At 66.9% G+C, this 13688-nt stretch carries 9 protein-coding genes; 4 read left to right on the top strand and 5 right to left on the bottom strand.

What is annotated here, in order from left to right; all coding sequences use genetic code 11:
- Nucleotides 1-737: 737 nt before the first annotated feature.
- Together gltB and JWP83_RS26885 are read left to right on the top strand one after the other, a co-directional pair.
- Nucleotides 738-5315, top strand: coding sequence for a glutamate synthase large subunit (gltB, locus tag JWP83_RS26890; RefSeq protein ID WP_297737540.1), 4578 nt, complete (start codon nt 738-740; stop codon nt 5313-5315).
- Nucleotides 5308-6774 (top strand): glutamate synthase subunit beta, encoded by a 1467-nt coding sequence (locus JWP83_RS26885; protein ID WP_297737537.1) that lies wholly within the window; start codon nt 5308-5310, stop codon nt 6772-6774. Before gltB ends, JWP83_RS26885 begins: the two co-directional genes overlap by 8 nt.
- Before the next feature lie 370 nt (nt 6775-7144).
- Here JWP83_RS26885 and JWP83_RS26880 read toward each other — a convergent pair whose 3' ends face one another.
- Nucleotides 7145-7996, bottom strand: coding sequence for an LLM class F420-dependent oxidoreductase (locus tag JWP83_RS26880; protein WP_297737534.1), 852 nt, complete (start codon nt 7994-7996; stop codon nt 7145-7147).
- A 179-nt stretch (nt 7997-8175) separates the two neighbouring features.
- Here JWP83_RS26880 and JWP83_RS26875 point away from each other — a divergent pair, with 179 nt between their 5' ends.
- On the top strand, nt 8176-9183 hold the full coding sequence (locus tag JWP83_RS26875) for a PHP domain-containing protein (RefSeq protein WP_297737531.1): 1008 nt from the start codon (nt 8176-8178) through the stop codon (nt 9181-9183).
- Here the strand turns inward: JWP83_RS26875 and dinB are convergent.
- Nucleotides 9180-10385: a DNA polymerase IV gene (dinB, locus tag JWP83_RS26870; protein ID WP_297737528.1), complete on the bottom strand. Its 1206-nt coding sequence runs from the start codon at nt 10383-10385 to the stop codon at nt 9180-9182. The two genes, JWP83_RS26875 and dinB, sit on opposite strands and share 4 nt — an antisense overlap.
- A gap of 23 nt (nt 10386-10408) precedes the next feature.
- The gene (locus JWP83_RS26865; protein WP_297737525.1) at nt 10409-11050 is read right to left on the bottom strand and encodes a TetR/AcrR family transcriptional regulator; all 642 of its coding nucleotides are present in this window, start codon (nt 11048-11050) and stop codon (nt 10409-10411) included.
- A gap of 76 nt (nt 11051-11126) precedes the next feature.
- Between JWP83_RS26865 and JWP83_RS26860 the strand changes: the two genes are divergently transcribed.
- Nucleotides 11127-12596 carry an NAD(P)/FAD-dependent oxidoreductase gene (locus JWP83_RS26860; RefSeq protein WP_297737522.1) on the top strand — a complete coding sequence of 490 codons (1470 nt, stop codon included), beginning with the start codon at nt 11127-11129 and terminating at the stop codon, nt 12594-12596.
- Between the two features lie 15 nt (nt 12597-12611).
- On the opposite strand, the gene rraA is transcribed toward JWP83_RS26860, so the two are convergent.
- Entirely contained in the window at nt 12612-13085 is a 474-nt protein-coding gene (gene rraA / locus JWP83_RS26855) for a ribonuclease E activity regulator RraA (protein ID WP_297737519.1), read from the bottom strand.
- Nucleotide 13086: 1 nt separating this feature from the next.
- Nucleotides 13087-13515, bottom strand: a complete 429-nt coding sequence (locus JWP83_RS26850) for a nucleoid-structuring protein H-NS (RefSeq protein WP_297737516.1) — start codon at nt 13513-13515, stop codon at nt 13087-13089.
- Nucleotides 13516-13688: the final 173 nt, after the last annotated feature.

The raw sequence follows: 13688 nt of genomic DNA, 5'->3' as shown, positions 1-13688 counted from the left end.
CCGGGCGGGCGTGCCGCGGGCGCACCGGGCTGGTCGGGCTGCAGACGGTCCCGCAGGAATTCGTCGCGCTCGTTCATGGGCTCCTCGGGTGCCGGGCGATCCATCTTTGCGCGTGTGGCGGACCGCGGCGAGCGCTCAGTTGATGAGCACCACGGTCCGACAGCCCACGCCGGACCAGTATCTGTCCAGTATCGCCTCCCGCGCCGCCGCCAGATCTCCCGACTAGCGTGCAAACTTCGGCCGGGCAGGCTGCCTCCCGGCTGCGACTCCTTCAGCCGTCCGCTGAGCACGCTCGTGACTACGTCGGGCGCGGATGCTGCCGCGTGTGGGTGCGATCACAGCAAACTTGCGCGAATTGGTGATCATGCCCGGCGGTCGGCTAAGATCGATGCTGGGGTCGGGAAGAATAGAAGCCGAAAACAGCACGTCGACGAGGTTGTCGACCGCCCGCTGCCGCGAATTTACGGCGCTGCCAGTTGGCGGTTAGACTTAACGAAGTTGGCATGTCAGGCGGGTATTGTCATATCGTTTTACGACTTGTCGAAACCAGCTCCAGGCCACCGTTCAGCGTTGCACGGACGAATCCCTAACGGATCATCTCCGCCTGGGGCACAGCCGACCGACAAGACCGAAGAGGCCGGATGAGTCAGAAGCCCCGCAACCCTCCTGGGGTGCGGCCCCGTCGGAGCCGGTCGTAACGGGCAGCGAAGAACGTTCTGGTGAAGGGTCAGGTGCATATGACGCCCAAGCGCGTCGGGTTATATAACCCCGCGTTCGAGCACGACGCGTGCGGGGTAGCCATGGTCGTCGATATGCACGGCCGCCGCAGCCGCGACATTGTCGACAAGGCGATTACCGCGCTGCTCAACCTCGAACACCGGGGCGCCCAGGGAGCCGAGCCGCACAGCGGTGACGGCGCCGGCATCCTGATTCAGGTCCCGGATGCGTTCCTGCGCGAAGTCGTGGAGTTCGAGCTGCCCCCTGCGGGCAGCTACGCCACCGGTATCGCGTTCCTGCCGCAGTCGTCCAGGGACGCCGCGGCGGCGTCCGCGGCGGTGGAGAAGATCGCCGAAGCCGAGGGCCTTCAGGTGCTGGGCTGGCGAAACGTGCCCACCGACGACTCGTCGCTGGGTGCGCTGGCCCGCGACGCGATGCCGACCTTCCGGCAGGTGTTCATGACGGGCGCCTCCGGGATGGCGCTGGAGCGCCGCGCCTATGTGGTCCGCAAGCGCGCCGAGCACGAACTGGGCACCAAAGGCCCGGGACAAGACGGGCCCGGCCGCGAAACGGTGTACTTCCCGAGCCTTTCGGGCCAGACATTCATCTACAAAGGCATGCTGACCACCCCGCAACTCAAGGCGTTTTACCTTGACCTGCAAGACGATCGGCTGACGAGTGCGCTGGGCATCGTGCACTCCCGGTTCTCCACCAACACTTTCCCGTCCTGGCCGCTGGCGCATCCCTTCCGTCGCATCGCCCACAACGGTGAGATCAACACCGTCACCGGCAACGAGAACTGGATGCGGGCCCGCGAGGCGTTGATCAAGACCGATCTGTTCGGCGACGACGTCGAGAAGCTTTTCCCGATCTGTACGCCGGGAGCCTCCGACACTGCGCGCTTCGACGAGGCGCTCGAGCTGCTGCACTTGGGCGGGCGCAGCCTGGCCCACGCGGTGTTGATGATGATCCCCGAGGCTTGGGAACGTCACGAGTCGATGGACCCCGCGCGGCGGGCGTTTTATCAGTACCACGCTTCGCTGATGGAACCGTGGGACGGCCCGGCGTCGATGACGTTCACCGACGGCACCATCATCGGCGCCGTGCTGGACCGAAATGGCTTGCGCCCCTCCCGAATCTGGGTCACCGACGATGGCCTGGTGGTGATGGCGTCCGAGGCCGGCGTGCTCGACCTGGACCCGGCCAAGGTGGTCCGCCGGATGCGGCTGCAGCCCGGCCGGATGTTCTTGGTGGACACCGCGCAGGGCCGCATCGTCGCCGACGAGGAGATCAAGGCGGAGCTGGCCGCCGAGCACCCCTATCAGGAGTGGCTCGACAAGGGCTTGGTTCCGCTCGACGATCTGCCTGCGGGCAAGTACGTCCGGATGCCCCACGAGCGACTCGTCAAGCGCCAGCTGACGTTTGGTTACACCTACGAGGAACTCAACCTGTTGGTGACGCCGATGGTCCGCTCCGGGGCCGAGCCGATCGGCTCGATGGGCACCGACACCCCCGTTGCCGTGCTGTCCCAGCGTCCGCGGATGTTGTACGACTACTTCCACCAGCTCTTCGCCCAGGTGACCAACCCGCCGCTGGATGGCATCCGCGAGGAGGTGGTGACCAGCCTGCTGGCCGTCACCGGCGGCGAGGGCGACCTGCTTAACCCGGACGAGCGCTCCTGTCATCAGATCTCCTTGCAACAGCCGATTCTGCGTAACTACGAGCTGGCCAAGCTGGTCAATCTGAACCCCGACGACGAGATCAATGGGCGTCCGCACGGCATGCGGTCCAAGGTGATTCACTGTCTGTATCCCGTCGCCGAGGGAGGCTCCGGGCTGGCCTCCGCGCTCGAGGAGGTGCGTGCGCAGGCGTCGGCCGCGATCGCCGACGGCGCCCGGGTCATCATCTTGTCCGACCGCGGGTCCGACGAGCAGCTGGCCCCGATCCCGTCGGTGCTCGCGGTGGCGGCGGTGCACCACCACCTGGTGCGCGACCGCACGCGCACCCACGTGGGCCTGGTGGTCGAGACCGGTGACGCCCGCGAGGTGCACCACATGGCGGCGCTGGTCGGCTTCGGGGCGGCGGCAATCAACCCCTATCTGGCGTTCGAGTCGATCGAGGACATGCTCGACCGCGGCGACATCGATGGGATAGACCGCAACAAGGCCCTGAACAACTACGTCAAGGCCGCCGGCAAGGGCGTGCTGAAAGTGATGTCCAAGATGGGCATTTCGACGCTGGCCTCCTACACCGGCGCGCAGCTGTTCCAGGCGGTCGGCATTTCCGAGGGCGTCCTCGACGAGTACTTCAGCGGGCTGAGCTGCCCGACCGGCGGCATCACCCTGGAGGACATCGCCGCCGACGTCGCCGCCCGCCACACGCTGGCATACCTCGACCGGCCCGACGAACGCGCCCACCGCGAACTCGAGGTGGGTGGCGAATACCAGTGGCGCCGGGAGGGCGAGTACCACCTCTTCAACCCGGAGACCGTGTTCAAGCTGCAGCACGCCACCCGCACCGGGCAGTACAAGATCTTCAAGGAATACACCCGTCTGGTCGACGACCAGAGCGAGCGGATGGCGTCGCTGCGCGGGCTGCTCAAGTTCCGCGGCGACGTGCGGCCCCCGGTTCCGCTGGACGAGGTCGAGCCCGCCAGCGAAATCGTCAAGCGCTTCTCCACCGGTGCGATGAGCTATGGCTCGATCTCCGCGGAGGCGCACGAGACGCTGGCCATCGCGATGAACCGCCTCGGTGGCCGATCCAACAGCGGTGAAGGCGGCGAGGACGTCAAGCGATTCGACCGCGACCCGAACGGGGACTGGCGCCGCAGCGCGGTCAAGCAGGTCGCCTCCGCCCGCTTCGGGGTCACCTCGCACTACCTGACCAACTGCTCCGACATCCAGATCAAGATGGCCCAGGGGGCGAAACCCGGTGAGGGCGGCCAGCTTCCCGGGCACAAGGTGTACCCGTGGGTCGCCGAGGTGCGGCACTCGACACCCGGCGTCGGATTGATCTCGCCGCCGCCGCACCACGACATCTACTCCATCGAGGACCTGGCGCAGCTGATCCACGACCTGAAGAACGCCAACCCGTCCGCGCGCGTGCACGTCAAGCTGGTGTCCGAGAACGGCGTCGGCACGGTGGCGGCGGGTGTCTCCAAGGCACACGCCGACGTGGTGCTGATCTCGGGGCACGACGGCGGCACCGGAGCCACCCCGTTGACGTCGATGAAGCACGCGGGCGCACCCTGGGAACTGGGGCTGGCCGAGACGCAGCAGACGTTGCTGCTCAACGGGTTGCGCGACCGGATCGTCGTCCAGGTGGACGGCCAGCTCAAGACGGGCCGCGACGTGGTGATCGGCGCGCTGCTCGGCGCCGAGGAGTTCGGTTTCGCCACCGCCCCGCTGGTGGTCTCCGGCTGCATCATGATGCGGGTGTGCCACCTGGACACCTGCCCCGTCGGCGTCGCCACCCAAAACCCGGTGCTGCGGGAGCGGTTCACCGGCAGGCCCGAGTTCGTCGAGAACTTCTTCATGTTCATCGCCGAAGAAGTGCGGGAGTACATGGCGCAGTTGGGTTTCCGCACCTTCAACGAGGCCGTGGGGTGCGTGAGGTCGCTGGACACCACGCTGGCGCGGGCGCACTGGAAGGCCCACAAGCTGGACCTGGCACCGGTGCTGTACGAGCCCGAGTCGGCGTTCATGAACCAGGACCTGTACTGCAGCTCCCGCCAGGATCATGGCCTGGACAAGGCGCTCGATCAGCAGTTGATCGTGATGAGCCGCGAGGCGCTGGACTCCGGCAAACCGGTCCGATTCTCCACCACGATCGGCAACGTCAACCGCACGGTGGGCACTATGCTGGGCCACGAGCTGACGAAAGCCTATGGCGGCCAAGGCCTGCCGGACGGAACCATCGACATCACCTTCGACGGATCCGCCGGCAACAGCTTCGGCGCCTTTGTGCCCAGGGGGATTACGCTGCGCGTCTACGGCGACGCCAACGACTACGTCGGCAAGGGACTATCGGGTGGCCGGATCGTGGTGCGGCCGTCGGACAATGTGCCGCAGGACTACGTCGCCGAGGACAACATCATCGGCGGCAACGTGATCCTGTTCGGCGCCACCAGCGGGGAGGCCTACCTGCGCGGCGTCGTCGGCGAACGGTTCGCGGTGCGCAACTCCGGCGCCCACGCGGTGGTCGAGGGCGTCGGCGATCACGGTTGCGAATACATGACCGGAGGCAAGGTCGTCATCCTGGGCAGCACCGGCCGTAACTTCGCGGCGGGCATGTCCGGCGGCGTGGCCTATGTGTACGACCCGGAGGGCGAATTTCCGAATAACCTCAACGCCGAAATGGTCGAGCTCGAGACGCTCGACGAGGACGACGGGGAGTACCTGCGTGCCACCATTCAGGCGCACATCGATGCCACGGATTCCGCTGTCGGGCAGCGGATTCTCGCCGACTGGTCGGGCCAGCAGCGGCACTTCTGCAAGGTGATGCCGCGCGACTACAAGCGCGTGCTGCAGGCGATCGCCGAGGCGGAGCGTGACGGCGTCGACATCGACAAAGCGATCATGGCGGCCGCGCATGGCTGATCCTAGCGGCTTCCTGAAATACACACATCGGGAATTGCCGAAGCGCCGGCCTGTCCCGCTGCGACTCGGCGACTGGAACGAGGTCTACGAAGACTTCGACGAAGAGACCCTGCGGCATCAGGCAACCCGTTGCATGGACTGCGGTATTCCGTTCTGCCACAACGGATGTCCGCTGGGCAACTTGATCCCCGAATGGAACGACCTGGTGCGCCGGGGCCGTTGGCGCGACGCGATCGAACGGCTGCACGCCACCAACAATTTCCCGGACTTCACCGGGCGGCTCTGCCCGGCCCCATGCGAGCCGGCGTGCGTGCTGGGCATCAACCAGGATCCGGTGACGATCAAGCAGATCGAGCTGGATATCATCGATCGCGCCTTCGAGGACGGCTTTGTGGTGCCGCTGCCTCCGGACAAGCTGACCGGAAAGACCGTCGCAGTAGTCGGTTCGGGTCCCGCGGGTCTGGCCGCCGCCCAGCAACTGACGCGCGCCGGTCACAGCGTGACCGTCTTCGAGCGTGACGACCGCATCGGCGGGCTGCTGCGCTATGGCATCCCGGAATTCAAGATGGAGAAGCGCGTCCTGGACCGGCGGCTGGACCAGATGCGCGCCGAGGGCACCGAGTTCCGGCCGAACGTCAACGTCGGCGTCGACATCACCGCCGAACAGTTGCGCGCCGATTTCGACGCGGTGGTGTTGGCCGGCGGCGCAACGGCGTGGCGCGATCTACCCATCCCCGGCCGGGAGCTGGACGGAATCCACCAGGCGATGGAGTTCCTGCCGTGGGGCAACCGCGTGCAGGAGGGTGATGACGTCCTGGGCGAGGACGGCGAACCGCCGATCAGCGCCAAGGGCAAGGCGGTCATCATCATCGGCGGCGGCGACACCGGGGCCGACTGCCTGGGCACGGCCCACCGGCAGGGCGCGATCGCGGTGCACCAGTTCGAGATCATGCCGCGCCCGCCGGACGCGCGGGCCGAATCCACCCCGTGGCCGACCTACCCGCTGATGTACCGGGTGTCGGCGGCGCACGAGGAGGGCGGCGAGCGGGTGTTCTCCGTCAACACCGAGAAGTTCGTCGGCGAGGACGGGCGCGTGACCGGGCTCAAGGCGCACGAGGTGACCATGCAGGACGGCAGGTTCGTCGAAGTCGAGGGCTCCGACTTCGAACTCGAGGCCGATTTGGTGTTGCTGGCGATGGGATTCGTCGGCCCGGAGAAGCCGGGCCTGCTCACCGACCTCGAAGTGAAGCTCACCGACCGCGGCAACGTCGCGCGCGGGGCCGATTTCGACACCTCGGTTCCCGGGGTATTCGTTGCCGGTGACATGGGTCGCGGCCAGTCATTGATCGTTTGGGCGATAGCTGAGGGCAGGGCCGCCGCGGCGGGGGTCGACCGGTTTTTGATGGGTTCGACGGCGCTTCCGGCGCCGATCAAGCCGACCGCGGCGCCCCTGCAGTAGTCACATCAGTCACACCAGAAACAGAAGAATTCAATTCGGCGTTTCTGCTCACGTTTGCCAGACGAGTGTTGTCTAATGGTTCGTTGTGGGCCTCATCGCATAGCAGTTCACGGGGAGTCCCGCTGGAACGGACCGATCGCAGGAGTGATCACTGTGCATGTCAAACCAGTACCTCGGACGCGGATGGGGCGAATCGCCTGGTCATGGTTACGTCACCCGGTAAAGAGCCGCGAGTTTCCCGCAAAGCATGAGCGCCTGATCACCACCGAAGAACTGATGCTGTTCGGGGTGTAGGCACCAAATACAAGCGCCAACAGCGCAAAAGTTAGTTTGCTCGACATGAGGTCCGCGAGGCGATCTCACTTACGCCTCACCTGTTCCAGAGTCCCGAATCTCGAATCGCCTCGGCCAATGGCGCCAGCACGGCGGGGTCGTGCGGCGGCGAGATGTAGACGACGCCCAGGTCCAGGCCTTCGGCGGCCAGCCCGGCCGCATCATCGATGACCTGCCCATAATTGCGGTCCGAGTCCAGGCGAAGGTGAGCCGACATCGTGATCTCCTTCGGGTCCCGCCCGATGTCCGCGCAACGCGCGGCCAGGACGTCGCGCTTCTGCGCGAACAGTTCGGGTGGACCGCCGGCGAAGTTCCAGTGCTGGGCGTAGCGCGCGGTGATCGGCAACGTGCGCTTCTCCCCGCTGCCGCCGATGCAGATCGGCGGGTGCGGGCGCTGCACGCCCTTGGGCTCGTTGCGGGCGCCCTTGAGTTGGTAGTACGTGCCGGCGAAGTCGGTGGTCTCTTCGCTCAGCAGGCTGACCAGCACCTGGCAGGCTTCCTCGAACCGGTCGAAGCGTTCCCTGATGGAGCCCAATTCGATCCCGTAGGCGCCCGACTCCTCCTCGTTCCAGCCGGCGCCGATCCCGAGCTCGAGGCGCCCGTTGGAGATGATGTCGAGCGCGGCGGCCATATTCGCCAGCACCGCGGGGTGGCGGTAGTGGATGCCCGTGACGAGGGTGCCCAGCCGCAGCCGCTTGGTGGCCTGCGCCAGCGCGGTCAGGGTCGTCCACCCCTCGAGGCAGGGCCCGCTGCTGTCGGAGAAAATCGGATAGAAGTGGTCGAACGTCCACCCGGACTCGTAGACCTCGATATCGTCGGCGGCCTGCCAGACGGCGAGCATGTCGGCCCAGGTGGTGTTTTGAGGTGAGGTTTTGAACGCGAATCGCATGAAATCGACGTTAGTCGATCTTTGTGAAGCGCAACTGAACTCAACCGCACCATGACTTCTGCTCCGCGGGTTCTCGCGATCGACACCACTCACCGCTGGCGAGGTCGGCGGCTTCGCCGTGCTGCTCGCCGGGTTCGTCGCCGGCAAGTTCCTCTGATCGCGCCGGGCACACTGGAGCCATGGACCCGGTAACTGCCCTGCGGCAGATCGCCTACTACAAGGACCGGAGCCGCCAGGATCCCCGGCGCGTGATGGCCTATCGCAACGCCGCCGACATCATCGAGGGCCTCGACGACGCCGCGCGGGAGCGGCACGGTCAGGCCAACAGCTGGCAGACGCTGCCGGGTATCGGGCCCAAAACGGCGAAGGTCATCGACCAGGCCTGGTCCGGCCGCGAACCCGACCTCCTCGTCGAATTGCGCTCTGCGGTCGAGGATCTCGGCGGCGGCGAGCTCCGTAGCGCGCTGCGCGGGGACCTGCATCTGCATTCGAACTGGTCGGACGGGTCGGCGCCGATCGACGAGATGATGGCCACCGCGTCGGCGTTGGGTCACGAATACTGCGCGCTGACCGACCACTCGCCGCGGCTGACCATCGCCAACGGGTTGTCGCCGGAACGGTTGCGCAAGCAGCTCGACGTGATCGACGAGTTGCGCGACCAGTTCGCGCCGATGCGTATTCTCAGCGGGATCGAGGTCGACATTCTCGAGGACGGCAGCCTGGACCAGGAACCCGAACTGCTCGAGCGCCTCGACGTGGTCGTGGCCAGCGTCCATTCGAAGTTGTCGATGGATTCGGCGGCGATGACGCGGCGCATGGTGCGCGCCGTGTCCAACGCGCACGCCGACGTGCTGGGCCACTGCACCGGGCGGCTGGTCGCGGGCAACCGCGGCATCCGTCCCGAATCGAAGTTCGACGCCGAAGCGGTGTTCACCGCCTGCCGCGACCACGGGACGGCGGTGGAAATCAATTCCCGCCCCGAGCGCCGCGACCCGCCGACCCGGCTACTCAAGCTGGCGCTGGAGATCGGCTGCGTGTTCAGCATCGACACCGACGCGCATGCGCCCGGTCAGCTGGACTTCCTCGGGTACGGGGCCCAGCGCGCGCTGGACGCCGGCGTCCCGACCGACCGGATCGTCAACACCTGGCCTTCCGAAAAGCTGCTGGAGTGGACCGGGTCGAATTAGTCGGGTAGGTGGGGCATCTCGAAGCCGGGATCGCGGCCGACCAACACCGCCGGCGTGAGCGCGGACTTGCCATAGCGACGGCGCACCCGGTCGATCGCCGCGTCGATCTCGAGTCGGCCGGCGACCTCGCCGAACGGCAACATCAGCTGCTGAGCGCCGCTGCGGTCGATGCCCGACACCGCGAAGCCAACCAAGGTCAGCCCGCGCTGCGCGATCAGGGGCGCCGCCGACGCGACCAGCTGTCGGGCGGCGGCCAGGATCGGCTGTGTCGACGACGTGGCCCACGGCAACGTGTGGGAGCGCGTCGCCCGGCTGAAGTCGTCGAAGCGCAGTCGCAGCACCACCGTTCGACCGGTGCGCCCGGCGGTGCGCATCCGGGCGGTGATTCGGTCGATCAGGTGCACCACCGCCGCATCGACCTCGGCCGCCGACATGCGATTGCCCGCGCGGCCCAGCGCCCGCTGCGCGCCCACGGACCGGCGCCGTACGCCGGTGGTCACCCGGCGGCGGTCGATGTTGCGGGACAGCGCATACAGCTGGCGGCCCATCACGGCCCCCACCAGCGAGGCCAGCGTCGACTCGCTGAGCTCGGCGACATCGGCGACGGTCACGAGGCCGTGGGCGCGCAGCTTCTCGGCGGTCACCGCGCCCACGCCCCACAATCGGCGCACCGGCAATGGCTGCAGGAACGCCAGCTCCCGATCGGGCGGCACCAGCAGCAGCCCGTCGGGCTTGGCTTCCTGGCTGGCCACCTTGGCGAGGAACTTCGTCCGGGCGATCCCGACGCTGATGGGCAGGCCGACTCGATCCCGCACGTCGGCGCGCAGCCTTTCAGCGATCTGGATCGGCGCGCCGGAGACCCGCCGTAGGCCGCCGACATCCAGAAACGCTTCGTCGACCGACACCGCCTCGACGACTGGTGTGCAGTCACGGAACACCTCGAACACGGCGTCGCTGGCGCGCGTATAGGCGTTCATCCGCGGCGGCACGACCACGGCGTGCGGGCACAGCCACCGCGCCTGCGCCCCGCCCATCGCCGTGCGCACGCCGTAGGCCTTGGCCTCATAGCTGGCCGCCAGCACCACCCCGCCACCGACAATCACCGGGCGGCCGCGCAACGTCGGGTCGTCGCGCTGTTCGACGGACGCGTAGAACGAATCCAGGTCCGCGTGCAGGATGGACGCATCACACCGCACGAACATATGTTCGCATGCGGGTACGACGGCTAGCCAGGTTCGCCGTAGATGCTGGTGACCCAGATGTGCGTCAGGGTGTCGACGACCCGGTCCTCGTCGACGGCCGGTGTCTCGGCCGACAGTGCGGCCATCATCGTGCGTTCGTTCATCTGGTTCAGCGAGGTTGCCAGGTCGGCGGCGGGAATGGTCTCAGGGGCGGCGCCGCGCGCCCGCTCGGCGGTGATCATCGCCGCCGTTTGGTCGATCCACTTCTGCATGAATCCCAGCCATACCGACCGAAGCTCGGAATTGGTGGCCACTGCCTCCGTCGCGGCCCGCGCCAGCGTGCGGTGCGAGCTGAACGCGTTGAAAAACGCCTTGATGCCGTTGCGCCATACCCGACGGGGGTCGGCCGGCAGTCGCTGCACCGCACCGTCGAACTCGGAGTCGGCGCGCGCGATGACCGGCTCCAGCAGCGACAGCAGCACGGCCTCCTTGGACTTGAAATAGAAGTAGAACGTCGGCCGCGAAAGGCCGGCGCCCTTGGCCAGGTCGTCGACCGAGATGCCGCTGAACCCTCGCTCTTCCAGCAGCCGCTCGGCGGTCGCAAGGATCGCCTGCTCGCGGTCGTCGCCCGAGGGGCGCATGGCGCGGCGGCCGCGCAGGGCGCGAGTCGTGCCGACGGTAGTCACGGCCGTTACTTTACATGGAGTTGAAAATTTCGACAGGCCGTTGACTGATTCGACACCGTGTTGATAGCGTGGGCCCATGACTGAGCACCTTGACGTCGTCATCGTGGGCGCCGGCATCTCGGGCGTGAGCGCCGCCTGGCACCTGCAGGACCGCTGCCCGACCAAGAGCTACGCCATCCTCGAACGCCGCGACGATTTGGGGGGCACGTGGGACCTGTTCAAGTATCCGGGTATCCGGTCGGACTCGGACATGTTTACCTTGGGGTTCCGGTTCAAGCCGTGGGGCTCAGCGAAGTCGATCGCCGACGGCGACTCGATCAAGGCATACATCGCGGAGACCGCAGTCGAGCACCGGATCGACCGGCGCATCCGCTACCGCAACCGGGTGGTGGCCGCCGATTGGTCCGACGCCGACAACCGCTGGACCCTGACCGTGGAGCACGACGGCCAACGGTCGGAACTCACCTGCTCCTTCGTGTTCGCCTGCACCGGCTATTACAACTACGACGAGGGGTATTCGCCCACGTTCGCCGGCTCCGAAGACTTTGAGGGTACGGTCGTACATCCGCAGCACTGGCCAGAGGACCTCGACTACGCGGGCAAGAAAATCATCGTCATCGGGTCCGGCGCCACCGCGATAACCCTGATCCCGGCGCTGGTGAACTCGGGCTCCGGCCATGTCACGATGCTGCAGCGCTCACCGACCTACATCGGCTCTCTGCCTGCGGTCGACCCTTTCGCCGTGCGCGCCAACCGGCTCCTCCCGGACCGCCTCGCGCACGTGGCGAACCGCTGGAAAGCCATCGCGTTCAGCACCTTCCAGTACCAGCTTTCGCGGAAACGCCCCGCCTACATGCGCAAGACGCTGCTGACGATGGCGCAGCGCCGCCTGCCGAAGGGCTACGACGTCGAAAAGCACTTCGGGCCGCGGTACAACGTGTGGGACCAGCGGCTGTGCCTGGCCCCCGACGGCGACTTCTTCCGGACCATCCGGCACGGCAAGGCGGATGTCGTCACCGACACCATCGACCGGTTCACCAAGACCGGAATCCGGCTCACCTCAGGCGAGGAGCTGCAGGCCGACATCATCATCACGGCAACGGGTTTGAACATGCAGTTGCTGGGCGGCGTCCAACCGTCCAGGAACGGTGAGCCGTTCGACCTGACATCGTTGATGACCTACAAGGGCTGCATGTTCTCCGGGGTGCCGAATTTCGCCATCACCTTCGGATACACGAATGCGTCGTGGACGTTGAAGGCCGACCTGGTCTCGGAATTCGTCTGCCGGCTGCTGAACTACATGGACGCCGAGGGCTTCGACACCGTGGAGCCGCAGCACCCGGGCGACGACGTCGACGAGTTGCCGTTCATGGACTTCAACCCTGGCTACTTCCAGCGTGCGATGCACTTACTTCCCAAATCGGGGTCGCGTGCGCCGTGGCGGCTCAAGCAGAACTACTTCTTTGACATGCGAACGATCCGGCGCGGCAAGGTTGCTGACGAGGGCCTCGAATTCGCCAAAAAGCGTGCGCCCGTAGCGGTTTAGTGGTGAGACGACGACCTAGACAACAACGATGCCGTCGTCGTCGCTGTACGCGATCTCCCCGGGCGCGAAAGTCACTCCGCCGAGGCTGATTTCGACGTCGCGCTCCCCGGCGCCGGTCTTGGTGCTCTTGCGCGGATTGGTGCCCAGCGCCTTGATGCCGATGTCGATGCCGCGCAGCGCGGCGGCGTCACGCACCGCGCCGTTGATGACCAGTCCCGCCCAGCCGTTGGAGTGGGCCAAGTCGGCGATGACGTCTCCGACCAGCGCGGTGTGCAGCGAGCCGGAGCCGTCGATCACGAGCACTCCGCCGTTGCCCGGTCCCGACAGCACCGATTTCAGCAGCGCGTTGTCCTGGAAGCAGCGCACGGTGCTGATCGGCCCGGCGAATTTGGAGCGGCCGCCGAACTGGCGGAACTGAAGGTCGCAGCTGCGTACGTCGGGGCCTATGCTGTCGACGAGGTCGGCGGTCGGCCGGAACGACACCGTCACTTCAGCGGCGCCGCAGCTGTCGGATCAGCAGGATCGCCAACAGGCTGAGCGCCACAGCAACGATCAGCGGCACCGGGGATTGGCTGGATGCGGGCGGCGCGACGCTCAGCGAGACGGGGTCGTTGGCGTCCTCCACGGTCGACTTTGCTTGTGCTGCGGCATCTTTGGCGGCCTCGGCAAGTTCACCGTTGGTCTCGATCCGCTGCTGGATGCCGAGGGGTTGCTCGGCCGGTTTCGGAGGCGCGGGTGGGGGGCTCTCGGCCGGCGCCTTCTTGGCCGGCGCTTTTTTGGCGGCCGCCTTCTTCGCGGGTGCCTTCTTCGCAGGCGCCTTTTTAGCGGGCGCTTTCGCGGTCTTCTTGACGGCCTTGGCGGGAGGTTTCTTCTCCGGCGGGGTCGGAGCGCCGTCGGGTGGGTCCTGCGGGTCTGTCATGCGGCCGCTCCTTCGCAGCTCTCTAAACGCTTTTTCTCTCGCGCGCCGGATTGCTCGCGTCCCATCATGCCAGGAGGCTCGGCGGGGCCTCGGCGACCGGGGCTCTCAGGGCCTGCGCCGCACCGCCCACCAGCCGCCGGCGGCGACGAGGGCCACGGCCGCCAGCGCAAACG

This window comes from Mycobacterium sp., assembly GCF_025965855.1.
Lineage (GTDB): Bacteria > Actinomycetota > Actinomycetes > Mycobacteriales > Mycobacteriaceae > Mycobacterium.
This window is presented reverse-complemented; position numbering and strand designations above follow the sequence as displayed.